Source organism: Comamonas sp. MYb396 (genome assembly GCF_037479555.1).
Classification (GTDB): domain Bacteria; phylum Pseudomonadota; class Gammaproteobacteria; order Burkholderiales; family Burkholderiaceae_C; genus Comamonas.
Genome location: NZ_JBBGYU010000001.1, coordinates 408254 through 430450 on the forward strand (window position 1 = coordinate 408254; position 22197 = coordinate 430450).

A 22197-nucleotide genomic window follows, 5' to 3' on the forward strand; every position below is an offset into this window, starting at 1 on the left:
ACCATCACTCTTTTCTGGCCCTGTGCCGGTGCTGTCTTGAAGGCGCCGGATGTCGCAAAGTGGGAGCGCGCAGGGCTGTAACAAGCAGCTGAATCCAGCTGAAAAAACCGACCCAAGGAGGTCAACATGGCCCGCCATACCCCCATAGAACGCTATCGCAACATCGGCATCTCTGCGCACATCGATGCCGGAAAAACCACGACGACCGAGCGCATCCTGTTCTATACCGGGGTGAGCCACAAGCTGGGCGAGGTGCATGATGGCGCCGCCACGATGGACTGGATGGCCCAGGAGCAAGAGCGCGGCATCACGATCACCTCGGCCGCAACAACGGCCTTCTGGTCGGGCATGGAACGCAACTTTGCGGCCCACCGCATCAACATCATCGACACCCCCGGTCACGTGGACTTCACGATCGAGGTCGAGCGCTCCATGCGTGTGCTCGACGGCGCCGTCATGGTCTATGACTCGGTGGGCGGCGTGCAGCCGCAGTCCGAAACCGTCTGGCGCCAGGCCAACAAGTACAAGGTGCCACGCCTGGCCTTTGTCAACAAGATGGACCGCATCGGTGCGGACTTCTTCCGCGTGCGCCAGATGATGGTGGATCGCTTGAAAGCCAACCCCGTGCCCATCGTGATTCCGATTGGCGCCGAGGCCGAGTTCTCTGGCGTGATCGACCTGATCAAGATGAAGGCCATCATCTGGGACGAGGCCTCGCAGGGCATGCAGTTCGAGTACCGGGAGATTCCCGCCGAGCTGCAGGCCACGGCGCAGGAGTGGCGCACCAAGATGGTGGAAGCGGCTGCCGAAGCGAGCGAAGCGCTGACCGACAAGTACCTGAGCGATGGTGACCTGCCCGAGGCCGACATCATTGCCGGCTTGCGCCTGCGCACGATTGCCACCGAGATCCAGCCCATGCTGTGCGGCTCGGCCTTCAAGAACAAGGGTGTGCAGCGTTTGCTGGACGCCGTGGTCGAGCTCATGCCTTCGCCGCTGGATGTGCCTGCGGTGACTGGCCACAGCGAAGACGAGAACGACAGCACGGTGCTCACGCGCCGCGCGGACGACAGCGAGAAGTTCTCTGCCCTCGCCTTCAAGCTGATGACCGATCCCTTTGTGGGCCAACTGACCTTTGTGCGTGTCTACTCGGGCGTGCTCAGCAAGGGCGACCTGGTCTACAACCCGATCCGGGGCCGCAAGGAGCGCATTGGCCGCATCGTGCAGATGCATGCCAATGAGCGCCAGGAAATCGACGAGATCCGCGCCGGCGACATTGCCGCCTGCGTGGGCCTCAAGGAGGTGACCACCGGTGAGACCTTGAGCGACCCGAGCGCGCCCATCATCCTGGAGCGCATGTCCTTTCCTGAGCCCGTCATTGCGCAAGCGATCGAGCCCAAGACCAAGGCCGACCAGGAAAAGATGGGCATTGCGCTGTCGCGCCTGGCCGCCGAGGATCCGTCGTTCCGCGTGCGCACCGATGAGGAATCGGGCCAGACCATCATCGCCGGCATGGGCGAGCTGCATCTGGAGATCATCGTGGACCGCATGAAGCGGGAGTTCAATGTGGAGGCCAATGTGGGCAAGCCCCAGGTGGCCTACCGCGAGACCATCCGCAACACGGTCAAGGATGTGGACGGCAAGTTTGTGCGCCAGTCGGGCGGCAAGGGCCAGTATGGCCATGTGGTCTTCACGCTGGAGCCGATGGCGTCCGGCGAAGGCTTTGCGTTTGTTGACGAGATCAAGGGCGGCGTGGTGCCACGCGAGTACATCCCGGCCGTGGAGAAAGGTGTGCGCGAGGCGCTGGCGAGCGGCGTTCTGGCCGGCTACCCGGTGGTGGATGTGCGCGTGCGCCTCACTTTTGGTTCGTACCACGATGTGGACTCGTCCGAGCAGGCCTTCAAGATGGCGGCCATCTTCGGCTTCAAGGAAGGCATGAAGAAGGCCAACCCGGTCATCCTGGAGCCGATGATGGCCGTCGAGGTTGAAACGCCCGAGGACTATGCCGGCACGGTGATGGGCGACCTGTCATCGCGCCGGGGCATGGTGCAGGGCATGGACGACATCGCCGGTGGCGGCAAGAGCATCAAGGCCGAGGTCCCCTTGTCCGAGATGTTTGGCTATGCGACGCAGCTGCGCTCGATGACGCAGGGCCGCGCCACCTACACGATGGAGTTCAAGCGCTACACCGAAGCGCCTGCCCATGTGGTGGCCGGCATTGCAACCCGCTCCAACCGCTAAGCGACCGCAGATGCCAGCCACTGCTGGCTGAACCCAGGCCCACCGCCCTCCAGGCTGTGGGCCTGTTTTTTTGTCCGCTGTCCGCATCCGCTCGTGCAAGTGCCCGGCCCAATGGCTGGGCTGCCTTACCTTTCGGCTCCACCCAATGAGCCACTAATTCACATCTACAAAGCGCTCTGCGAGCCAATCGATAAACACCCGCAGCCGTGCCGAAGGCTGGCGGCTGTAGGGGTGCAGCACCGACACCGGCATCGACGGCGGGGGTACATCAGGCAGAACCTCCAGCAGTTCGCCCTCTTGCAGCGCCTGCGCAATGCGGTAGCGCGGCACCTGCACCATCCCCAAGCCCGCCATGGCTGCGCCGGTGTACAGATCGGCGCCGTTGACGGTGATGCTGGGCTTGAGCCGCCGCTCCACCACCTGCTTGCCCACGCAAAACTCCAGCGCCACCGGCCGGCCCGTGGCGCTGGAGACATAGGCCACAGCGGCATGCTGCGCCAGGTCATCGAGTGACTGCGGCAGGCCGTGGCGCTCGGCATAGGCCCGGCTGACGACCGTCACCTGGCGCAGCGACGCCACCTGGCGCCCGATCAGCGACGAGCTTTGCAGGCTGCCGGCCCGCAGCACGCAGTCCACCCCTTCGCGCACCAGGTCCACCAGCCGGTCGTCTTCAGCCATGTGCAGCTGTACCTCAGGGTACTGGTCCGCAAACGCCCCCAGATGCGGCATCACAAAAAAGCGCGCCAAGGTGCCCTGCAGGTTGACCCGCAGCAGGCCCTGCGGCGGCGCATGGCGAAAGGCGCTCTCGGCCTCCTGCAGATCGGCCAGCAGCCGGGTGCAGCGGCGGTAGTAGTCCTCACCTTCGGCCGTCAGCCGCACCTGGCGCGTGGTGCGGTCCAGCAGGCGTGCGCCCACCCGCGCTTCCAGCCGCTGGACCAGGTTGGTTACCGTGGCACGCGGAATCTGCAGATCGTCCGACGCCTGCGCAAAGCTGCTGCGGTCGGCCACCCGCACAAATACCTGCATTTCCTGAAAGCGGTCCATCGCAACAACGCCAACCCAATGCGGCGCATATTATTAAAGTAAACCGAATTATAAAATTCAAATCAGCACAATGATCTTTTGAATGGAATAGTGAAAAATCCAGCCATTCGATCAACGACAGGAAAGCAGACATGACCAAGCCCACATCCATTGCCCTGATCACCGGCGCATCGCGCGGAATCGGTGCCACCATTGCCCGCCGCCTGGCCCAGGACGGCCACGCCATCGCCATCAACTACGCCAACAACGCGCAAGAGGCCGAAGCACTGGCCCAGGCGCTGGTGCAAGAAGGTGGCCAGGCGATGGCCATCCGTGCCGATATCTCGCAGGCTGACCAGGTCCAGGCCATGTTCAGCGCCGTCGAGCAGCAGCTGGGCCAGATTGATGTGCTCGTCAACAACGCCGGTGTGCTCGCCACCAGCACCCTGGCCGAGACCAGTGACGCGCTGTTTGCCAAGACCTTTGCGATCAACACCCAGGGCGTGTTCAACACGCTGCGCGAAGCGGCCACACGCCTCAACGCAGGCGGGCGCATCATCAACCTCTCGACCACCGCGCTGGCACTGAACCTGCCCGGCTACGCGATCTACAACGGCAGCAAGGCCGCCGTCGAGGCCTTTACCCGCGTGTTCGCCAAGGAGCTGCGCGGCCGCCAGATCACCGTCAACGCGGTCGCTCCCGGCCCGGTCGCCACCGAGCTGTTCTTTGCCGGCAAGAGCGAGGCGCAAATTGAGCACTTTGCCAAGATGCCGCCGCTGGAGCGCCTGGGCGAGCCCGAGGACATCGCGGCGGTGGTCGCCTTTTTGGCCAGCAAGGAGTCGGGCTGGATCAACGGGCAGGTGCTGCGCGCCAATGGCGGCATTGCTTAAACCGCCGCCCCACCCGGCAAGACACCCGGGTTGAGGCGCCTGGCCTCACCACTCCGCCACACTCCCATCGGCATGGCGCCATACCGGGTTGCGCCAGCGGTGGCCCTCCTTGGCGCGCTCGACCACATAGGCCTCGTTCACCTCAATGCCCAGGCCAGGGCCGCCGGGCATCGCGACATAGCCATCCTGGTAGTCAAAGGCATCGCGGTTGTGTACATAGTCGAGCAGGTCATTGCCCTGGTTGTAGTGGATGCCCAGGCTTTGCTCCTGGATGAAGGCGTTGTAGCAGACCGCATCGATCTGCAGGTTGGCGGCCAGCGCAATCGGCCCCAGCGGGCAATGCAGGGCCACCGCCACATCGTAGGCCTCGGCCATCGCAGCGATCTTGCAGGTCTCGGTGATGCCGCCGGCATGCGAGGGGTCGGGCTGGATAATGTCGACACCGCCCTGCGCAAACACGCGCTTGAAATCCCAGCGCGAATAGAGGCGCTCGCCCAGCGCGATCGGAGCGGCGCCGATGGCAGCGAGTTCGGGGATCACCTCCAGGTGCTCGCTGAGCACGGGCTCTTCGATGAACATCAGGTTGAAGTCGCGCAGCTCGCGCATCAGCACCTTGGCCATGGGCTTGTGTACCCTGCCGTGGAAGTCCACACCAATGCCGATGTGCTTGCCCACCGACTCGCGGATCATCGCGACATTGGCCACGGCCTGCTCCACCTTGGCATGGCTGTCGATGTACTGCATCTCCTCGGTGCCGTTCATCTTGACGGCGGTAAAGCCTCGGGCGACGGCCGCTTGCGCTTGCGCGGCCGTATCTGCCGGACGGTCACCCCCGATCCAGGAGTAGACGCGGATACGGTCGCGCACCTTGCCGCCCAAGAGCTCATGCACCGGCACACCCAGCGCCTTGCCCTTGATGTCCCACAGCGCCTGGTCGACACCGGCAATGGCGCTCATCATCACCGGGCCGCCCCGGTAGAAGCCGGCGCGGTACATTACATTCCACAGGTCCTGCACGTTGCGCGGGTCGCGGCCCACCAGGTAGTCGGAGAGTTCCTCGACCGCTGCGGCCACCGTGTGGGCGCGGCCTTCAACCACCGGCTCGCCCCAGCCAACGATGCCCTCGTCGGTTTCGATCTTGAGAAAGCACCAGCGCGGTGGCACGATAAAGGTGGTGAGCTTGACGATTTTCATGGGACGAACTGAGAAAAATGGGGGTGGGAATCAGCAGTGGTGGCTGGGGTTGGTGCGGGGGTCACTCAAAGTCCAGCAGCACCTTCATCGCCTGCGAGCGGTCGGCCGCCAGCGCAAAGGCGCGGGCCGAATCGCGGTAGGACAAGGTGGCGGAGATCAGCGGCTTCACATCGACCAAGCCCTTGTTGAGCAGGGCCACCGCAGTGGCGAACTCCTCATGAAAGCGGAAGGAGCCGCGCCAGTCGAATTCCTTGGCCACCAGCGTGTTGATCGGCAGGGTCATCTCGGCACCGGCCAGGCCCAGCTGCACGATGGTGGCGCGCGGGCGCAGCACATCGAAGGCACCGCGCAAGGCATGCGGGTTGCCGCTGGCCTCGAACAGCACATCGAACTGGCCCTTGTCGGCTGCGTAGCGGGCCAGGCCATCGGGCGACTCGCCCACATGCACGACCTCATCGGCGCCCACCTGCAAGGCTTTGGCCAGCGGGTGCGCGCTCATGTCGGTGGCCACAATGTGCTCGGCGCCTGCGCGGCGCGCGGCAATGATGGCCAGCGCACCAATCGGCCCGCATCCTGTCACCAGCACCTTGCGGCCCAGCAGTGGGCCGGCCCGCTGCACGCCATGCAGGGCAACTGCCAGCGGCTCGGCCATGGCGCCTTCGGCATCGCTCACCTGCGCGGCCAGCAGATGGGCCTGGTGCGACTCGATGACGATCTGCTGGCGAAACGCACCCTGCACATGGGGCGTGCGCATCGCGCTGCCGTAGTAGCGCATGTCCAGGCAGTGGTTTTGCAGGCCCATCTGGCAAAAGCGGCACTGGCCGCAGGGCCAGCTGGGGCTGACTGCGATGCGCTGGCCGGCAGCAAAGCCCGTCACCTCGGCGCCTACCGATTCGATGACGCCCGAGACCTCATGGCCCAGCACCATCGGCTCCTTGATGCGCACAGTGCCAAAACCGCCGTGCTGGTAGTAATGCAGATCTGAGCCGCAGATGCCGCCGCAGCGCACCCGCACCAGCATCTGGCCAGGCCCGGGCGCAGGCACGGGGACGGATTGCACCCGCAGATCGCCGGGTGCGTGGATAACAAGCGCTTCCATATCAGAAGTTCCTAATTGGCTTGGATAAGTGAGTGGCTTAAGGCTTGGTTTTGCGGTAGCTGGCGAGCGCTGCATAAAACGACTGGGCAAACTCCTGGCCGACGGTCGCCTGGTTCTTGTCGATCACCGGCTGCACCGCAGCGCGGATCTTTTCCAGCTCGGCAGCCGGCATCTCGCCCACCTGCATGCCATGCGATTGGAGCTGGGCGACCACCTCGCCGGCCTGGCGCAGCTCTTCGCTGCGCTGCAGGATGCGGGCCTTCTCGGCAGACTGCTGAACCGCCTGCTGCTGCGCGGGCGTCAGGCCCGACCACCATTTCTCGGACGCGATCAGCGCGACGGGCGTGTAGACATGGTTGGTGATGGTCAGGTACTTCTGCACCTCGTACATCTTGTTGGCATACATGTCGACCACCGGGTGCTCATAGCCATCGAGTGCCTTGATCTCCAGCGCCGGGTAGACCTCGGAGAAGGCCATCGGCACGGCGTTCATGCCCATCGCATTGAAGCTGGCCAGCGCCATCGGGCTTTGCATCACGCGCACGCGCAGGCCCTTCATGTCGGCCAGCGAGGCCAGCGGCCGCTTGCTGTTGGACATATTGCGGAAGGCACCGCCCGCCCACACGAGGCCACGCATCTTCATATCGGCAATGTCGCCCAACATCTGGCGGCCCACCGGGCCATCGAGTACATGGGCGGCCTCGGCATCGCTGGCAAACAGAAACGGAAAATCAAAAATCTGCAGCGCCTTCTTGCGTGCGGCGATGGGCGAGAGCGCGCCCATGTACAGGTCCTGCGTGCCGCTTTGCACTGCAATCAGCATCTTGTCTTCGCTGCCCAAGGTGGCGCTGCTGTACACATCGATCTGCACCTTGCCATCGGTGGACTTGGCGACATCGGCAGCAAACTGCTTCATCGCGATGGCGCGGGGGTGCGAATCGGCAAAGGAATGGCCCAGGCGAGCGCGCTTGCCCTCCTGGGCTTGGGCGGGCGCCAGGCCCAGCATCGCCAAGGTGGCGCAGGCCAGGCCGGCAACGAGGCTGCGGCGTGGAATCAGTTTCATGGTCGGCTCCTTGTCTTTTTTGGGCAAAGCCCGCCCTTGGCGCTTGCGGCTGGCAAGCGCCCAAGGCTCTTCAATGAATGGGTTTGGGGTGACGGTTTGAGGCTTAGCGGCTCATCATCTCCAGCGGCCACATGACGATCTGTGGGAACACCACCAGCAGGAACATCACAATCGTCTGGGCCACCATGAACGGAATCACCCCCTTGATGGCACCGCTCATCGGTATCTTGGCGACCCCGCAGACGACATTGAGCACGGTGCCCACCGGAGGGGTGACGAGGCCAATGGCATTGTTCATGATGAACAGCACGCCGAAGTAGACCGGGTCGATGCCCGCCTGCTTGAGCACCGGCATCAGCACAGGCGTCATGATCAGCACCGTGGGCGTGAAATCCAGCGCCGTGCCCACCAGCAGCACCAGCACCATCAGCGCAAAGGTGAGCAGCATCTTGTTGTCCATCAGCGGCTCGACCAGCGCGGCCAGCTGCTGCGGAATGTTCGCGGTGGTGATCAGCCAGGCCGATACGCCAGCGGCCGACACCAGGAACATGATGATGGCGGTGGTCTCAGCGGCGCGGTAGATCAGCGCAAACAGCTGGTTCAGCTTGATCTCGCGGTAGACAAACATCCCCACCAGCAGCGAGTACATCGCGGCCATGACGGCGGCTTCGGTGGGGGTGAACCAGCCGAACTTCAGCCCCCCGATGATCACCACCGGCAGTACCAGCGCCCACAGCGACTGGCGTGTTGCCGTCAGACGCTCGGCCATGCTGCGCTTGGGCTCGGTCACGATCGGGTCACGGCCAATGCACCAGCGCCAGGCCAGCAAGATCGCGACACCCATCAACAGGCCCGGCACAATGCCGGCGATGAACAGCTTGGTGATGGACACGCCACCGGTCACGCCATACAGAATCATTGCGATCGATGGCGGAATCACCGGCGCGATGATGCCGCCGCAGGCGATCAGGCCGCAGGAGCGGTTGACCTCATAGCCGGCCTTGCGCATCATCGGCACCAGCACGGCGGCCAGTGCCGCGGTATCGGCCACCGCCGAGCCCGAGAGCGAGGCCATGATCACGGCGGCGCCAACGGCCACATAGCCCAGGCCGCCCCGGATATGGCCAATCCAGGCCATGGCCATGTGGATGATGCGGCGCGTCATACCACCGGCGTTCATGAATTCGCCCGCCAGCATGAAGAACGGGACGGCCAGCAGCGGGAAGCTGTTGGCGCCATCCCACATGTTCTGCACCACGATCTGCGGATCGGTAAAGCCCATGTAGTACATCAGCGCGAGGCCGCAGCCAATCAGCGCAAAGGCAATGGGCATGCCCAGAGCCATCAGGCCCAGCAGCGACGAGATAAAAATGAAGATGGTCATGCGCGACCTCCTTGGGACCGGGCCTGCGATTGGGTCTGCTCCTGCATGGCGTGCTCGGCCTCGCGCGCCTCTTCCATGCCCTCTTCCTGCACGTCAATCAGCTCATAGTCCGCCACCTTGCCCAGCACCAGACGCACCAGGTTCGACAGGCAGATAAAGCCAATGGCCGCCCCGGTGAAATAGCTCACGCCGTAGACCCAGAGCATGCTCAGCTGCGCCACCGGCGAGGCATTGCCCGCGATGATGTCGTGCTGCAGCCAGGTGCCGTAGACGATGTAGACGCAGCACAGCAGCATGATGGCCTGGCTCAGGCCCCAGCAGACGCGACGGCCCACCAGCGGCATCATCTGGACCATCAGGTCCACCCCCAGATGGGCGCGCTTGCGCATGCCCACGATGGCGCCCAGAAAGGTCAGCCATACAAAGGCAAAGCGCGGCACCTCTTCCGACAGATCAATGCCGGTATTGAAAAACAGCCGCAGCATCACATTGCCGAACACCATCACCAGCATGACCAGCATGCACAGCACCATGGCGATTTCCAGCGCGCGCGTCAGCCCGTCGGCGAGCATTTTGAGTACCTTGCCCATGGCAACACCTTTCCCGGCAGCGCGGCCTTGTGCCGTGCCGCCACCTGAATGCTTGTATGTCTAAGCCGGCAGCGCCGCGCCATGGGGCGCTGCCAGAACCTTGAAAAGAAATGCAGGGAGCGGACCCAGCCTATGCCGGCCTGGGCCCATACCCTTCCTGGGCCTTACTGGGCCTTGCGCGCCTGCTCGATTTCGGCAAAGAAGCCCTTGACGAACTCATCACCGATCTGCGGCGAGAACTTGGCCAGCACGGGCTTGACCTTGTCCTGCATGCGCGCCAGCTCGGCAGCGGGCATGGTGTCCACCGTCACACCGGCCTTCTTGAAGTTGTCGATGGCCTGGCTGTCGCCTTCGTCGAGCAGCTTGCGCTGCAGCAGGCCCGCTTCGGTCGCGGCCTTTTGCACACCGGCCTTGTCGGCGGGCGAGAGGCCATCCCAGAACTTCTTGGACGCCACCAGAGCGGAAGGCGTGTAGACGTGGTTGGTGATGGTGATGAACTTCTGCACTTCCTGCATCTTGTTGGCCCACATGTGCTGCAGCGGGTTCTCCTGGCCGTCGAGCGCCTTGATCTCCAGCGCCGGGAACACCTCGGCAAAGGCCATCGGGGTGGCATTGGCGCCCAGGGTCTTCCAGGTATCAAGGGCCACCGGGTTGGTCATCACGCGGATCTTGAGGCCGCTCACATCCTCGGGCTTGGCCACGCGGTGCTTGCTGTTGGACAGGTTGCGAAAGCCCATGCCGGTCCAGGTCAGGCCCACCAGGTTGGCCGGTGCGATCTTCTCGAAAATCTTCTTGGACGAGGCGCCATCAAGCACCGCATAGACCTCGGCCGAGTTGCGGAACATGAAAGGCAGATCCCAGACCTGCACTTCCTTGACCCGCGAGGACAGCGGCGCCAGGGTGCCGATGTACAGATCCTGCGTGCCTGCCTGCACGGCCTGCAATTGCTTCTCATCGCTGCCCAGCACCGCGCTGTGGTAGGCCTGCACCTTGACATTGCCATTGGTGTAGGTGGAGGCAAGCTCAGCGAACTTGTTCATCGCAATGGCTTGCGGGTGGCTCTCGGGCATCGCATGGCCCACGCGGGCCTTGACTTCAGCATAAACGGCGCCAGCGCCCATTGCTGATGCCGCCAGGGTGGCCAGCACGATGCGGCGCAGTTGGAAGTGAGTGGTCATCTGTCTGTCTCCGTCTTTGTTGTCAATCGAAAAAAGCCGGCGCTGCTGGCCCGGCATGCTGGGAATCAGGGGGTCTGCAGGCTCCCATCGGCCAGGCGCGTCTGCGTCCAGGTCGTTACTGCGCTGCTGCAGGGGTACTTGGCCGCCTCGCGCTCGTCGATGTCCACGCCCAGGCCGGGCTGCTCATTGGCGTAGACATAGCCATTGCGGAATGTGGGCAAACCGGGGAACACGGCCAGCAGCGCATCGCGCGGGCCCTTGAGCTCCTGGATCACAAAATTGGGCGGCTCGGTGCCCGACCACTCCTGCACGCCAAAATTGCGCGAGGCCAGGTCGATATGGATATTGGCCGCATGCGCCAGGGGCGACATATCGCCCGGGCCATGCCAGGCCGTACGCACGCCGTACTGCTCGGCAAACAGCTGCAGCTTGCGCGCCGGCGTGATCCCGCCCACCTGGCTCAGGTGCACGCGGATAAAGTCAATCAGCCGCTCGGCGATGATGCCGCGCCATTCAAAGGGGTGGTTGAACAGCTCGCCCTGGGCCAGCGGCACATTGGTCTTGTCGCGCAGCTGGCGCAGCCAGTCGCCCTCTTCCAGCGCGATGGCGTCTTCCAGAAAGAACAGCTCATAGGGCTCCAGCGCCTGCGCAAAGCGGATGGCATCGGCAGGTTTCAAGCGCTCGTGCACGTCATGGCACAGCTCCACCTCAAAGCCGATGCGGCTGCGGATGGCGTCGAACATTTTCAACGTCTCGCGCATGTACTTGCGCGCATCGAGGTAGATGCCATCAGCGGCGCCCCGGGGCGCCGTGCCGGGCGCCGCGCCAAAGCCGCCACCGCCATAGCCACCGCTTTGGCAGCGGATGTGGGTGATGCCCTGCTCGCGGTACTTCTGGATGTTGTCGCAGAGCTCTTCCAGATCCCGCCCATCGGCATGGCGGTAGATGGGCACGCCCTCGCGCAGCTTGCCGCCCAGCAGCTGGTACAGGGGCATGCCGGCCTGCTTGCCCTTGAGGTCCCACAGCGCCATGTCCACGCCCGAGATCGCATTGTTCTCGATGGGGCCGTTGCGCCAGTAGGCGTTCTGGTGCATCAGCTGCCACAGCTCTTCGATCTGGCTGGCATCGCGGCCGATCAGCAGCGGGCGCAGGTACTGCTCGACCAGGCACCGCACGGCCAGATGGCGGTAGGCAAAGGTGGCGCAGCCCAGGCCGAAGAGACCGGGCTGGTTGGTCTCGATCCTGACGACCAGGAGGTTGATGCCCTCGGGCGCCGTCGCGATGACTTTGACGTCGGTAATCAAGGTAGCCATGGTGCCGCGCCCGCTTACAGCACCGCCAGCCAGCCGCCATCCACATAGATGATCTGGCCGTTGACATAGTTGGATGCGCCCGAGGCCAGATAGATGGCCGTGCCCACCAGCTCATCGGGCCGGCCCCAGCGCTGCGTGGGATTGCTGGCCTTGACCCAGGCATCGAACGCGACGTTATTGACCAGCGCCTCGTTCATGTCGGTGAGGATGTAGCCCGGGCCGATGGAGTTGGCCTGGATGCCATGCATGGCCCACTCGGCCGCCATCGCCTTGGAGAGCATCTTGATGCCGCCCTTGGCCACCGTGTAGGGCGCCACCGTGGCACGGGCCGCCTCGCTGGTCAGCGAGCCGATATTGATGATCTTGCCGCCGGTGCCGCGCTCGATCATGCGGCGCGCTGCCGTGCGGCCCACGACAAAGGCCGCCGTCAGGTTGGTGTTGATGACCCGGCTCCAGTCTTCCAGCGACACATCAAGCAAGGGCTCGCGGTGCTGGATGCCGGCATTGTTGACGACGATGTCGATCGCCAGGCCCTGGGCATCAAACGCGGCAAAGGCCGCCTCCACTGCCGCCTGGTCGGCCACATCAAAGGCCGCCCCCTGCACCTTCAGGCCCAGACCTTGCAGCTGCGCCACAGCCGCATCCACCGCTGCCTGCTGGCGGCTGTTGACCACCACCGTTGCCCCCGATTCCGCCAGGCCCTGGGCCAGCGCCAGCCCAATGCCGCGCGAGGAGCCGGTAATCAGCGCCGTACGGCCCGACAGATCAAACAGGGAACGAGACATGGAATGGCGACCTTGAGAATTTCAGAAGTCGCCATCATCGGTTTATTTGTATGATGATTAAATCAGAGCAAACCCTAGGAATTTTGCCGCCCTGCGCTTTGCGCGACAGCCGCGCGAAACCTGGATATGCAGGCTTTTAGGCGGGCGCGCCCCAGCGGGCAATCGTGTCAGCCAGCAGCGCCCGCATCCACAGCTGCGCATCGTCGGCACTGCGCCGCTCAATGGCGGCCAGCACCTTGCCGTGCATCAGCAGGCCATCGTTGAACTGTCCGGCCTGCTGGGCATTGACAGTAAGCAAAGACTCCAGCGCCGAGGCCACAATACCGCCCAGCGAGATCAGCAAGGGGTTGCCGGTGGCCTGCAAGATGCTCTGGTGGTAGGCCAGGTCGGCGACCACCCATTCATCAATTGATGTCGCGGCCTCCATCGCCGCAAAGGCCTGCTGCAGCGCCTGCAGTTGCGCATCGGTGTGCATGCGCGCTGCCAGCGAGGCGGCCGCCGGCTCAAGAATGCCGCGCATCACCATCAGGTGCCGGCCCAGCGCCTGGTCCACCCCCTGGCTGCAAAGCCAGCCGAGCACATCGGCATCAAACAGACTCCACTGCTCCTGCGGCCGCACGCGCGTACCGGTGCGGGGCCGCGCCTCCAGCATGCCCTTGGCGCTCAACGCCTTGATCGCCTCGCGCACCGCAGTACGGCTCACCCCCAGCCGCTCGCACAGCTCCTCCTCATTGGGCAAGGTGGCGCCGGGCCCGTACTCGGGACTGGCAATCAGCCGCCCCAGGCTGTCCATCACCTGGTGGTGCAGACTGCTGCCGGGCTGTGAGGATAAGGACATGGGAATCGGTGGTGGTATAGAGTCATTCATCATACAAAACAAAGCAGGTTGAGGCCAGCGCCGTCCAGAAAGGCGCCGCATGACAGCCATCGGATGGGCCGATCATGCCTGCCTTGTGCGCCTGAAGGCGAGACTTGCCTATACCAAGATCGCTCCATGCCGCAACAAAAAAGCCGCCCGGAGGCGGCTGGCATTGGTGGACAGAGCGCTTAACCCCGGCGGCGGCCTGTGCGCGCCATTCCCAACATAGCCATCGCTGCCAACACACCGGAGACCAATAAGATACCCCATTGGCTCAGCGTTGGCACCGGCTTTGGCGCCACCGGTGCAGCCTTTGGCGTGACAGTGACCACGTTCGACTCAGGACCGGTCAGTCCATCGGTATTGGTTGCTGTGGCGGTGCAGTCGTAGCTAGTGCCATTGGTCAGCCCAGTAACCACCAACGGGCTGCTCGCACCACTGGCACTGGCGCCTACTGCATCGCCTTGCGACTCGCAGCTAATGCTGTACTGCTGCAAGGGGGCCGAGCCGGAGTCAGACAGGCTGAGTTCAAATCTGGCTTGGCCGTCTCCAGCTGAAGCAGCAGTCAGATTGGGAGCCGCAGGCAGGCCCACATACTGAATATCCGCAGTAAACGCCAAATCGCGGGCTATGTTGCTCCAAGTCCCACTCGTCCAAGCCGACACATTTGTACCATTGTTGGTAAACACAAAACGGCCGCCCGCATAAGAGCCATCGCCTACACTCGCCCAACGGGCGTTGGAGTCGGAACCCGAAGTTTCAGACACACTGGCGAAGAGCACGTACTGCTTTCCCGGCTCCAGCGTGATGCTCAACCCAGACACACCGTAGGTTTGAAACTGGCTTACGGCTTCTGTCGTTTGTACAGAGCTGGCATACAACTGCCCACCGGTAGCGCGGTCGCTGGTTGGATCCCACTCATAAACATAGAACTTGAATGGGATTTCAGCGCCCTGCGGATTGATACGAACATCAAATGCACGCAGCATCGCCGGAGTCGCGGGAGCGGTGATTGTTTGACCATAGGTTGCCGTGTTTGGCACACCGAAGGAGCTGATAAATCCGATGCCATCCCAGTCTGGAACCGTATCAATGCTCTGCGCACTGGCCATGGAAGTGGCCAACGCGAACGACAAAGCCAGCGGCGTGGCGCGGGCCCAGCCAGAGATGGAGCAAGAAGGCAAAGTAGAGAACCAAGACAACATCAGAAGCAATCAAAATGTGAACAATTGATCATTATGTTACTTTTTGTGTTTTTCTCCTATCCCTGAAACTGGGTAATTGAGCCCTTCCTCCTTACCCGGACTCAACCTAGCTGGGACTTGGATCCTGACTCAAACCCATCAGCCCGCCTGCTGTGCGACCGCCACAGGCCAGTAATAGTTATCCGGCATGGCCCGCGCGCCAAAGATCGCCTGCCCCACGCGCACAATGGTGGCACCCTCCTCCACCGCCATCTCGTAGTCCCCCGACATGCCCATCGACAGCCCATCCAGGCTGATACCCGCCGGCGCGTCCTGCCGCAGCTGATCACGCAAACCACGCAGGCGCACAAAGCACTGGCGCACCTGCGCGGCCTCGGCAGAAAACAGCGCCAAGGTCATCAGCCCGCGCACACGCAGCGCAGAGAACGCGGGCAGCGCTTTGATGAAAGCCGCCGCTTCCTCAGGCGGCAGGCCATACTTGCTCGCCTCGCCCGAGGTGTTGATTTGCACAAATACATCCAAGCTGCGCCCTTCCACCTGCAGGCGCCGCTCCAGCGCCTCGGCCACACGCAGGCTGTCCAGCGCCTGGAACTCGGTCGCAAAACGCGCCACCAGCTTGGCCTTGTTGGTTTGCAGGTGGCCGATAACCGACCACTGCAGATCGGGCAAATCCTGCATTGCCTTCCATTTGCCATAGGCCTCTTGCGGCTTGTTCTCACCCAGCATGCGGCAGCCGGCGGCATAGGCCAGGCGCAGACTGGACTCGGGCTTGGTCTTGCTCACAGGCAACAGGCGCACTGCGGCCGGGTCGCGCCCCACCCGCTGGCAGGCCGCCGCGATACGGGCATGGACGATGGCCAGGTTGTGGCGAAAGTCATCGACGGATTCGGCCTGTGGCCAGCGGCCATGCTGGTCATGCCGGGTCGCGGTGGTCCGCTGAGTGTCTGCTTTCATGCCGATGCTTTCTCTGGTGCGTAGGTGCGAATCTGCCGGTGCGTCAATCGCAATGCTGCAGCTCGATGATGGCAAAGCCGCTGCGCGCGATCTCTTGCTCCACCGCTGGCGCAGCCGCTTGGACATGGCAAAAGCGGCATTCCTGCGCTGTCAACGATTCAGCCGGCAGCCGCTTGGCGGCCAGATAGCGGCGGCCATGCGCGAGCACGGCATCGATCCCCTTATCGGGCTCCTGGTCGCGCACGAGGATATCGAAATGCATGCTGCGCCCATCGGGCCGCAGCACATAGGTGTCAAAAACAGCGATCTTCATTCAGTACCTCTTGCAACAGGTCGATGGGCAGCGCAGGCGTCGGGCTCACTTCAGTGCGACTTTCGGAAAATCCACTGGCACATCCAAGGCGACATTGATGTAGTTGGTGAACAGGCTCAAAGCCACATGCGCGATGATCTCCACGACCTGCTCATCGCCAAAACCGACCTGGTGCAGGCTGGCAATGTCGGCATCGCTGATCTGCGCACGCTGCGCCACCACCTTCAACGCAAACGCCAAGGCGGCTGCGGTTTTGGCATCACCCGATTGGCCAATCTGGGCGGCCGACATATCGGCCAGGCTGGCGCCGGCCTTTTGGCCCAGCACCATGTGGGCGGCCAGGCAGTATTCGCAGCGGTTGTAGTTGGCAATGGCTACCGCCAGTTGCTCGCCAAGCTTCGCACCAATGCTGCCTTTGCCCAGTGCGCCAAAGGCGGCCCACATGCTGTGCAGCGCGGCGGGAGAGTTGGCAACCACCTTGAACATATGGGGCGTGGCACCAAAGGCGCTCTGAATCTGCGCCATCACGGCTTGGCTGGCGGCGGGGGTGTTGTCGGTAGAAACGCGGGACATGAAAGACTCCTGAAGGGGTTGAAACGCAGAGTCAGTATGCGCGCCCCGAATGTATAATTTGGACTAATTAATTCACAAATAACACCAATTCGTACAGCATGCAACCCGCAGCCTCAATCGACCGTCTCTCCAGCATCCTGGAGCGCTTTCGCGTCAAGGCGCAGCTGCACCACTCCGGCGCGCTCTGCGGCCTGACCCACTTTGATGCCAGTGAGGGCTTTGGTTACCTGCATGTGCTGCGCCGTGGCGAGCTGGAAGTGAGCCACCCTGGCGCCCGCGATGTGCCGCAATCGCTGCGCTTTGAAGAGCCCACCGTACTGCTCTACCCTGCCCCGTTCACCCACCGCTTTCACAACCCACCGCAAGAAGGCGCCGACTTCAGCTGTGCACGCCTCGTGTTTGAAGGCGGATCGGCCAACCCGCTGGCCCGCTCACTGCCACCTTTAATAGCCTTGCCGCTGGCCCAGGTGCCTGGCATGGACATGGCGCTGCAACTGCTGCTGTCCGAAACCGACCAGGTGCGCTGCGGCCAGCGCCTGCTGGTCAATCGTCTGTTTGAAGTCGTCGTGATCCAGCTGCTGCGCTGGCTGCTGGACCACCCGCAGGAGGCCGGCATCCGCCCTGGCCTGGTCAATGGCATGTCCGACCCACGCCTGGCCCGCGCCCTGGTCGCCATGCACGACGCCCCGGGCGACGCCTGGACCTTGGAGCGCATGGCAGCGCAAGCGGGGATGTCGCGCACCGCGTTTGCCAATACCTTTCGCGATCTGGTGGGGCAAACGCCTGCCGATTATTTGACAGGTTGGAGGGTGGCACTGGCGCAGAACGGGCTGCGCGAGAGGCGCTCGATCAAGGTGCTGGCGGAGGAGCTGGGGTATGCAAATCCTTCCGCCTTGTCGCGGGCGTTTGCAGGGAAGGTGGGGGTGTCACCGAGGGAGTGGTTGGCGACGCTGGTTCAAGCCCATCCTTAAGCTGCACCTCGGCTCCGCACATTGACGCTCGGAGACACATGTTTTATGGATCTAATGAACCAAGGGCAACTCCATGGAATATTTTCCCACCAACCTTTCACTGTGAAAATCACTAATTTTGGGGATTGCACGTAAAAGAACTCTTATATCAAATGTTATTTTTTACATAAGAGGCTAGACAATGCGCGTTCTTCATACTCTCAGGATCGGTATTCTTTCTGCAGGGCTGGCATCAGCAGGCTTGGCCAATGCTGCCGTAGAGACATTTTTCGGAGAGGATGCTGTTAATGGATCTGCCAGCGCACCCAGACCCCAATCCGATGCCGCGCGGGATGCATTTATTGCGCGACTGAATGGCGCAAATACTGAGAATTTTGATGCGATCAGTGCAGGCACGCCGACACCATTTTCTGTGAACATGGGTGCATCTGGAACCGCAACTCTTTCCGGATCAGCAACGGTTACCAACTTTTTGGGAAATGGCAGATTTGCTACGTCCGGCTCCAACTTTATAGAGACCAGCACCAACTTCACCATTAGCTTCTCATTGCCACAGACCGCTTTTGGATTCTATGCGACAGACATATCCGATTTTGGCGGACAGTTGAGCATCACCTATTCAGATGGCACATCCAGTACAGTTGCCGTTCCACACAGCAATCCCGCCGCAGATGGCTCAGTATTTTATTATGGCCTCATAGATATGGACAATCCATTTGTCTCTGTTGTTTTTAATAACAGTAATGCAACGGATGTCTTTGGCTTTGATGATTTAACTGCTGGCACTGCAGCTCAGGTGATTCCGCCGGTTTCTATCGCCACTGCAAGTCTGCCAGCAGGAATGCAGGGCAAAGACTATTTACCATTTACGGTAGAAGCAACTGGCGGACTCGCTCCGTTGACTTGGAGCGCAAACAATCTTCCTGCTGGACTTCTTCTTGACCCGGTAACCGGCGTCTTATCTGGCAAACCTACACAGAGCGGTACATTCACGGTGGATATTTCCGCAACGGATGCCAGTAGCCCCACGTCGCTCAGCGATACCAAGTCGTTCACGATAGAAATCACAGCGGTGCAAGCAACTGCAGCTCCCACACCGGTGCCAACCCTCGGTATCTGGGCTACCGTTGCTCTTTCGTCCCTGCTTGCGCTCTTTGGTTGGACGCGCCGCCGTCAGTATTAATCTGGCTGAGAATGCGCCCGCAGATGCCCTGGCTACTGGCCTTGCTACCCAGCTGCAACTGACAGACCTAGATGCCTGAAGGGCGCAAAAAAGCCCGCTATACAGCGGGCTCAGCATGGAATGCCTTCAAGCTAGTTCTGGCTACTTTCTAGAGCCAGCTCACTCCCACTCAATCGTCGCAGGCGGCTTGCTAGACACATCATACGTAACGCGATTGATCCCGCGCACTTCATTGATGATCCGGTTCGACACGCGCTTGAGCAGGCCATAAGGCAGTTCAGCCCAGTCAGCCGTCATGAAGTCGCTGGTCTGCACCGCGCGCAGCGCCACGACGTAGTCGTAGGTGCGGCCGTCGCCCATGACGCCCACGCTCTTGACGGGCAGGAAGACGGTGAAGGCCTGGCTGGTCAGGTCGTACCAGGTCTTGCCGGTGGCGTCGTCCACCCAGTTGTTCAGTTCTTCGATGAAGATGGCGTCGGCGCGGCGCAGCAGGTCGGCGTATTCCTTTTTCACTTCACCCAGGATGCGCACCCCCAGGCCTGGGCCGGGGAAGGGGTGGCGGTAGACCATGCCGCGCGGCAGGCCCAGGGCGACGCCCAGCTCGCGCACTTCGTCCTTGAACAGGTCGCGCAGCGGCTCGAGCAGCTTGAGACCCAGCTGCTCTGGCAGGCCGCCGACGTTGTGGTGGCTCTTGATGGTGACGGCCTTCTTGCTCTTGGCGCCGCCCGACTCGATCACGTCGGGGTAGATGGTGCCCTGGGCCAGGAAGGTGGCGCCCTTGTGGCCGCCGTCGCCTGCTTTGAGCTTGGCCGCCTCGGCCTTGAAGACGTCGACAAACAGGCCGCCGATGATCTTGCGCTTGGCTTCTGGCTCGCTCACGCCAGCGAGTTTGCCCAGGAACAGGTCGGAGGCATCCACGCGGATAACCTTGGCGTGGAGCTTGCCTTCGAACATCTCCATGACCATGTCGCCTTCGTTGAGGCGCAGCAGGCCATGGTCGACAAACACGCAGGTCAGCTGGTCGCCAATGGCACGGTGGATCAGCGCGGCAGCGACGGACGAATCCACACCGCCGGATAGGCCCAAAATCACCTCTTCGTCACCGACTTGCTCGCGGATCTTGGCCACGGCCTCTTCGATGTAGTCGCCCATGATCCAGTCGGCCTGGGTGGCGCAGATATCGAGCACAAAGCGGTTGAGCAAGGCCTGGCCCTGCACGGTGTGCGTCACCTCGGGGTGGAACTGCACCGCATAGTAGCGGCGGGCCTCGTCGGCCATGCCGGCGATCGGGCAGGATGGCGTCGAGGCCATGACCTTGAAGCCTGGTGGCAGCGCGGTGACCTTGTCGCCGTGGCTCATCCAGACCTTGAGCATGCCGTGGCCTTCGGGGGTCACGAAGTCTTCGATACCCTTGAGCAGTTCGGTGTGGCCATGGGCGCGCACTTCGGCGTAGCCAAACTCGCGGCTGTTGGAGCCTTCGACCTTGCCGCCCAGTTGGGTGGCCATGGTCTGCATGCCGTAGCAGATGCCCAGCACGGGAATGCCCAGCTCGAACACGGCGTCCGGTGCGCGGTCATCCACTTCGTAGACGCTGGCATGGCTGCCGGACAGGATCACGCCCTTGAGCTTGCCGTCAGCGGCAAACTCGCGCACCCAGTCGCTGCTCACATCGCAGGGATGCACTTCGCAGTAGACATGGGCTTCGCGCACGCGGCGGGCGATCAGTTGGGTGACTTGGGAGCCAAAGTCAAGGATGAGGATCTTGTCGTGTTGCATAGCAGGATCGTTGGGTTTGGATAGAGAAAAAACGGGGTGGATGGGTCAAAAATCGTCGGCGGCCAGCACGGTGATGCCGCATTGGCGGGCTGCTGCCACTTGCGCAGCATCAAAACTGGCCAGCGGCAGGCGCAGCGACTGGGCCAGCCACAGGTAGGCGGCATCGTAGACCGGCAGGCCGGTGGCCAGCGCGACATCCAGCACGGCCTTGTGCTGGGCAGGTGCCAGGTCATGGAGCTCCACCCGGTGGCGTATGGCATCGAGCACGCCCCAGAGGCCTTCAACACTGCCCAGCGGGATACGGCCGCTGTTGGCACCGGTAGCGACCAGGTTGCTGCATTCCCAGAACCAGAGGTTGGGCGCTTGCGGGTCCACCTCATGGCGGCGAATGCGGGCGTAGAGGCGCTGGGTATCGCTGCTCGCCGCTTCCGGCAACAGCCAGGCTGCGGTGACCGAGGCATCGAGCACAAAGGCACTGAAGGCGGCGCTCATGCAGCGCTCCTGCCGCTGCGGCGCAGCTGAGGGACTGCATCCGCATCAGAGGCGGGCGCAATGCTGGCCTGCAAGGCCTCAATCTGGGCCAGCTCACGGGCAATCTGTTCGTCGGTGATCACCGGCTTGCGCCGCATCGGCAGCATGCGCACCACTTCTTTGCCGTGGCGCGTGATGCGCACTTCCTCGCCCTGCTCGACCAACTCGACCAGGGCAGAAAAACGGGTTTTGGCTTCGTAGATACCGACGCTGTGCATGGAAGTGGGTGACAAAAAATCTGGCCTGAACATCAATTCAGACCAGATTCTATCATTCAGACCAGTTTTATGCCAATAGACCAGAATTGAAGGGGTTTTGGTTGTGGCTGCTTGTGGTGCAACAGCGCCTGATGGGCTGTTGTCACAAGAGGGAGAGGAGCGCCGCGTCAGTGCAAGGTGGTGAGGTATACGCTGTCAAAGGTACAGGGTACGTGGTTCCGGGCTGATGGGTAAGCCGTGTATTGAGCACGTTTGCGCTGCCCTCCGCGCATCCAGATGGGACCCAGAATATTTTCAACCCCCTGGCTCCCAGCCGGGGTCTTTGCACTCGCCCGTGGCGCTCCAAAAACTAGACAGTCATCTCCTGCTGGGTCAGTGAAAACCTATGCCGCCACATCAACCTGCCAATTGGCCGATTGCAGCACCACATTGGTCTCGCGAATACGGCGCGACAGGTCATCGGCCTGCTTTTGCAAGCTGGCCACGTTGATCTGCGGCAGCCATTTGATCTCGCGCTGGCTGTAGCGGTCCACATCCTTGTGCGTGGCGGCGATGGTGGCGACCAGCAGCGAATGCTGGGCGACCAGAGTATCGCGCTGGGCGAGGATATCGGCCAGTAGACGGCCATCGGCCAAGCGGGCCGTCTCGTTGGCGGTGTTGATGGCGCGCACCAGCTGCTGCTGCGCGAGCAAGGTCGAGGTGGCCTCGGCCAGCAGGTCTTCAACCCGCTCCTTGGGCTGCTCGCCCTCTTGCACGATGGCATTGCGGGCAATGCGCTCACGCAGCGAGAGCAGCTTTTTCTTGTGGTCGGCTCTGAGCAACAGGGCTTCGGCAAGCTTCATCGGCATTCCTTCAAA

Annotated in this window: 23 protein-coding genes; 5 read left to right on the top strand and 18 right to left on the bottom strand. The window is 62.5% G+C overall.

The features are described from left to right. Positions 1–126: 126 nt before the first annotated feature. Complete coding sequence (gene fusA / locus WH265_RS01965) at positions 127–2238, top strand: elongation factor G (protein ID WP_021027231.1); 2112 nt, start codon at positions 127–129, stop codon at positions 2236–2238. A 153-nt stretch (positions 2239–2391) separates the two neighbouring features. Here fusA and WH265_RS01970 read toward each other — a convergent pair whose 3' ends face one another. Next, positions 2392–3282, bottom strand: coding sequence for a LysR family transcriptional regulator (locus WH265_RS01970; protein ID WP_339557161.1), 891 nt, complete (start codon positions 3280–3282; stop codon positions 2392–2394). 131 nt (positions 3283–3413) lie between these two features. Here WH265_RS01970 and WH265_RS01975 point away from each other — a divergent pair, with 131 nt between their 5' ends. Then, positions 3414–4151, top strand: coding sequence for an SDR family oxidoreductase (locus WH265_RS01975; protein WP_339557162.1), 738 nt, complete (start codon positions 3414–3416; stop codon positions 4149–4151). A 45-nt stretch (positions 4152–4196) separates the two neighbouring features. On the opposite strand, the gene dgoD is transcribed toward WH265_RS01975, so the two are convergent. The 10 genes from dgoD to WH265_RS02025 form a co-directional block, all read right to left on the bottom strand. Next, on the bottom strand, positions 4197–5345 hold the full coding sequence (gene dgoD, locus WH265_RS01980; protein ID WP_021027234.1) for a galactonate dehydratase: 1149 nt from the start codon (positions 5343–5345) through the stop codon (positions 4197–4199). A gap of 61 nt (positions 5346–5406) precedes the next feature. Then, entirely contained in the window at positions 5407–6444 is a 1038-nt protein-coding gene (locus WH265_RS01985; RefSeq protein WP_339557163.1) for an L-idonate 5-dehydrogenase, read from the bottom strand. Between the two features lie 37 nt (positions 6445–6481). Next, the gene (locus tag WH265_RS01990) at positions 6482–7507 is read right to left on the bottom strand and encodes a DctP family TRAP transporter solute-binding subunit (protein ID WP_339557164.1); all 1026 of its coding nucleotides are present in this window, start codon (positions 7505–7507) and stop codon (positions 6482–6484) included. 103 nt (positions 7508–7610) lie between these two features. Next, a complete protein-coding gene (locus WH265_RS01995) occupies positions 7611–8891 on the bottom strand; it encodes a TRAP transporter large permease (RefSeq protein WP_339557165.1) in 1281 nt (426 codons plus the stop codon). After that, positions 8888–9481, bottom strand: a complete 594-nt coding sequence (locus tag WH265_RS02000; protein ID WP_021027238.1) for a TRAP transporter small permease — start codon at positions 9479–9481, stop codon at positions 8888–8890. The genes WH265_RS01995 and WH265_RS02000 overlap by 4 nt, the downstream gene beginning before the upstream one ends. Positions 9482–9645: 164 nt before the next feature. Then, positions 9646–10659: a TRAP transporter substrate-binding protein gene (locus WH265_RS02005; RefSeq protein ID WP_339557166.1), complete on the bottom strand. Its 1014-nt coding sequence runs from the start codon at positions 10657–10659 to the stop codon at positions 9646–9648. Positions 10660–10724: 65 nt separating this feature from the next. Continuing rightward, positions 10725–11972, bottom strand: coding sequence for an enolase C-terminal domain-like protein (locus WH265_RS02010; protein WP_339557167.1), 1248 nt, complete (start codon positions 11970–11972; stop codon positions 10725–10727). 14 nt (positions 11973–11986) lie between these two features. Continuing rightward, complete coding sequence (locus tag WH265_RS02015; RefSeq protein WP_339557168.1) at positions 11987–12757, bottom strand: SDR family oxidoreductase; 771 nt, start codon at positions 12755–12757, stop codon at positions 11987–11989. Positions 12758–12893: 136 nt separating this feature from the next. Next, positions 12894–13595, bottom strand: a complete 702-nt coding sequence (locus WH265_RS02020) for a FadR/GntR family transcriptional regulator (RefSeq protein ID WP_021027241.1) — start codon at positions 13593–13595, stop codon at positions 12894–12896. A 209-nt stretch (positions 13596–13804) separates the two neighbouring features. After that, positions 13805–14728, bottom strand: a complete 924-nt coding sequence (locus tag WH265_RS02025; RefSeq protein ID WP_339557169.1) for an IPTL-CTERM sorting domain-containing protein — start codon at positions 14726–14728, stop codon at positions 13805–13807. Between WH265_RS02025 and WH265_RS02030 the strand changes: the two genes are divergently transcribed. Beyond that, positions 14727–14849, top strand: a complete 123-nt coding sequence (locus tag WH265_RS02030) for a hypothetical protein (protein ID WP_339557170.1) — start codon at positions 14727–14729, stop codon at positions 14847–14849. The two genes, WH265_RS02025 and WH265_RS02030, sit on opposite strands and share 2 nt — an antisense overlap. A gap of 110 nt (positions 14850–14959) precedes the next feature. On the opposite strand, the gene WH265_RS02035 is transcribed toward WH265_RS02030, so the two are convergent. From WH265_RS02035 to WH265_RS02045, 3 genes are read right to left on the bottom strand one after another with little or no spacing between them, the layout of a single operon-like run. After that, positions 14960–15775 carry a YggS family pyridoxal phosphate-dependent enzyme gene (locus WH265_RS02035; protein WP_339557171.1) on the bottom strand — a complete coding sequence of 272 codons (816 nt, stop codon included), beginning with the start codon at positions 15773–15775 and terminating at the stop codon, positions 14960–14962. 43 nt (positions 15776–15818) lie between these two features. After that, positions 15819–16088 (bottom strand): DUF2024 family protein, encoded by a 270-nt coding sequence (locus WH265_RS02040; protein WP_312988568.1) that lies wholly within the window; start codon positions 16086–16088, stop codon positions 15819–15821. 45 nt (positions 16089–16133) lie between these two features. Then, complete coding sequence (locus WH265_RS02045; RefSeq protein WP_339536468.1) at positions 16134–16661, bottom strand: carboxymuconolactone decarboxylase family protein; 528 nt, start codon at positions 16659–16661, stop codon at positions 16134–16136. 98 nt (positions 16662–16759) lie between these two features. Here WH265_RS02045 and WH265_RS02050 point away from each other — a divergent pair, with 98 nt between their 5' ends. Both WH265_RS02050 and WH265_RS02055 read left to right on the top strand, forming a co-directional pair. Continuing rightward, positions 16760–17632: an AraC family transcriptional regulator gene (locus tag WH265_RS02050; RefSeq protein WP_339557172.1), complete on the top strand. Its 873-nt coding sequence runs from the start codon at positions 16760–16762 to the stop codon at positions 17630–17632. A 181-nt stretch (positions 17633–17813) separates the two neighbouring features. Next, complete coding sequence (locus tag WH265_RS02055; RefSeq protein WP_339557173.1) at positions 17814–18815, top strand: IPTL-CTERM sorting domain-containing protein; 1002 nt, start codon at positions 17814–17816, stop codon at positions 18813–18815. 159 nt (positions 18816–18974) lie between these two features. On the opposite strand, the gene guaA is transcribed toward WH265_RS02055, so the two are convergent. The 4 genes from guaA to WH265_RS02075 all read right to left on the bottom strand — a co-directional run bounded on the left by guaA (position 18975) and on the right by WH265_RS02075 (position 22182). Further along, positions 18975–20591, bottom strand: coding sequence for a glutamine-hydrolyzing GMP synthase (guaA, locus tag WH265_RS02060; protein ID WP_021027254.1), 1617 nt, complete (start codon positions 20589–20591; stop codon positions 18975–18977). A 45-nt stretch (positions 20592–20636) separates the two neighbouring features. Beyond that, positions 20637–21083, bottom strand: a complete 447-nt coding sequence (locus WH265_RS02065; protein ID WP_339536471.1) for a type II toxin-antitoxin system VapC family toxin — start codon at positions 21081–21083, stop codon at positions 20637–20639. Beyond that, positions 21080–21340 carry a type II toxin-antitoxin system Phd/YefM family antitoxin gene (locus tag WH265_RS02070; protein WP_116924086.1) on the bottom strand — a complete coding sequence of 87 codons (261 nt, stop codon included), beginning with the start codon at positions 21338–21340 and terminating at the stop codon, positions 21080–21082. Before WH265_RS02070 ends, WH265_RS02065 begins: the two co-directional genes overlap by 4 nt. A gap of 383 nt (positions 21341–21723) precedes the next feature. Next, positions 21724–22182 (bottom strand): DIP1984 family protein, encoded by a 459-nt coding sequence (locus WH265_RS02075; protein WP_339557174.1) that lies wholly within the window; start codon positions 22180–22182, stop codon positions 21724–21726. Between the last annotated feature and the right edge of the window lie 15 nt (positions 22183–22197).

What these genes read in the sequence shown, in the direction of transcription:
- WH265_RS02065 (WP_339536471.1), bottom strand. Translation starts at nt 21,083, where the DNA reads ATGAGCGCCGCCTTCAGTGCCTTTGTGCTCGATGCCTCGGTCACCGCA.
- WH265_RS02050 (WP_339557172.1), top strand. Translation starts at nt 16,760, where the DNA reads ATGCAACCCGCAGCCTCAATCGACCGTCTCTCCAGCATCCTGGAGCGC.
- WH265_RS02000 (WP_021027238.1), bottom strand. Translation starts at nt 9,481, where the DNA reads ATGGGCAAGGTACTCAAAATGCTCGCCGACGGGCTGACGCGCGCGCTG.
- WH265_RS02070 (WP_116924086.1), bottom strand. Translation starts at nt 21,340, where the DNA reads ATGCACAGCGTCGGTATCTACGAAGCCAAAACCCGTTTTTCTGCCCTG.
- WH265_RS02005 (WP_339557166.1), bottom strand. Translation starts at nt 10,659, where the DNA reads ATGACCACTCACTTCCAACTGCGCCGCATCGTGCTGGCCACCCTGGCG.
- WH265_RS01970 (WP_339557161.1), bottom strand. Translation starts at nt 3,282, where the DNA reads ATGGACCGCTTTCAGGAAATGCAGGTATTTGTGCGGGTGGCCGACCGC.
- WH265_RS02015 (WP_339557168.1), bottom strand. Translation starts at nt 12,757, where the DNA reads ATGTCTCGTTCCCTGTTTGATCTGTCGGGCCGTACGGCGCTGATTACC.
- fusA (WP_021027231.1), top strand. Translation starts at nt 127, where the DNA reads ATGGCCCGCCATACCCCCATAGAACGCTATCGCAACATCGGCATCTCT.
- WH265_RS02030 (WP_339557170.1), top strand. Translation starts at nt 14,727, where the DNA reads ATGGAAGTGGCCAACGCGAACGACAAAGCCAGCGGCGTGGCGCGGGCC.
- WH265_RS02045 (WP_339536468.1), bottom strand. Translation starts at nt 16,661, where the DNA reads ATGTCCCGCGTTTCTACCGACAACACCCCCGCCGCCAGCCAAGCCGTG.
- WH265_RS02025 (WP_339557169.1), bottom strand. Translation starts at nt 14,728, where the DNA reads ATGGCCAGTGCGCAGAGCATTGATACGGTTCCAGACTGGGATGGCATC.
- WH265_RS02055 (WP_339557173.1), top strand. Translation starts at nt 17,814, where the DNA reads ATGCGCGTTCTTCATACTCTCAGGATCGGTATTCTTTCTGCAGGGCTG.
- WH265_RS02020 (WP_021027241.1), bottom strand. Translation starts at nt 13,595, where the DNA reads ATGTCCTTATCCTCACAGCCCGGCAGCAGTCTGCACCACCAGGTGATG.
- WH265_RS02075 (WP_339557174.1), bottom strand. Translation starts at nt 22,182, where the DNA reads ATGAAGCTTGCCGAAGCCCTGTTGCTCAGAGCCGACCACAAGAAAAAG.
- WH265_RS01975 (WP_339557162.1), top strand. Translation starts at nt 3,414, where the DNA reads ATGACCAAGCCCACATCCATTGCCCTGATCACCGGCGCATCGCGCGGA.
- guaA (WP_021027254.1), bottom strand. Translation starts at nt 20,591, where the DNA reads ATGCAACACGACAAGATCCTCATCCTTGACTTTGGCTCCCAAGTCACC.
- dgoD (WP_021027234.1), bottom strand. Translation starts at nt 5,345, where the DNA reads ATGAAAATCGTCAAGCTCACCACCTTTATCGTGCCACCGCGCTGGTGC.
- WH265_RS01990 (WP_339557164.1), bottom strand. Translation starts at nt 7,507, where the DNA reads ATGAAACTGATTCCACGCCGCAGCCTCGTTGCCGGCCTGGCCTGCGCC.
- WH265_RS01995 (WP_339557165.1), bottom strand. Translation starts at nt 8,891, where the DNA reads ATGACCATCTTCATTTTTATCTCGTCGCTGCTGGGCCTGATGGCTCTG.
- WH265_RS02010 (WP_339557167.1), bottom strand. Translation starts at nt 11,972, where the DNA reads ATGGCTACCTTGATTACCGACGTCAAAGTCATCGCGACGGCGCCCGAG.
- WH265_RS02040 (WP_312988568.1), bottom strand. Translation starts at nt 16,088, where the DNA reads ATGAAGATCGCTGTTTTTGACACCTATGTGCTGCGGCCCGATGGGCGC.
- WH265_RS02035 (WP_339557171.1), bottom strand. Translation starts at nt 15,775, where the DNA reads ATGAAAGCAGACACTCAGCGGACCACCGCGACCCGGCATGACCAGCAT.
- WH265_RS01985 (WP_339557163.1), bottom strand. Translation starts at nt 6,444, where the DNA reads ATGGAAGCGCTTGTTATCCACGCACCCGGCGATCTGCGGGTGCAATCC.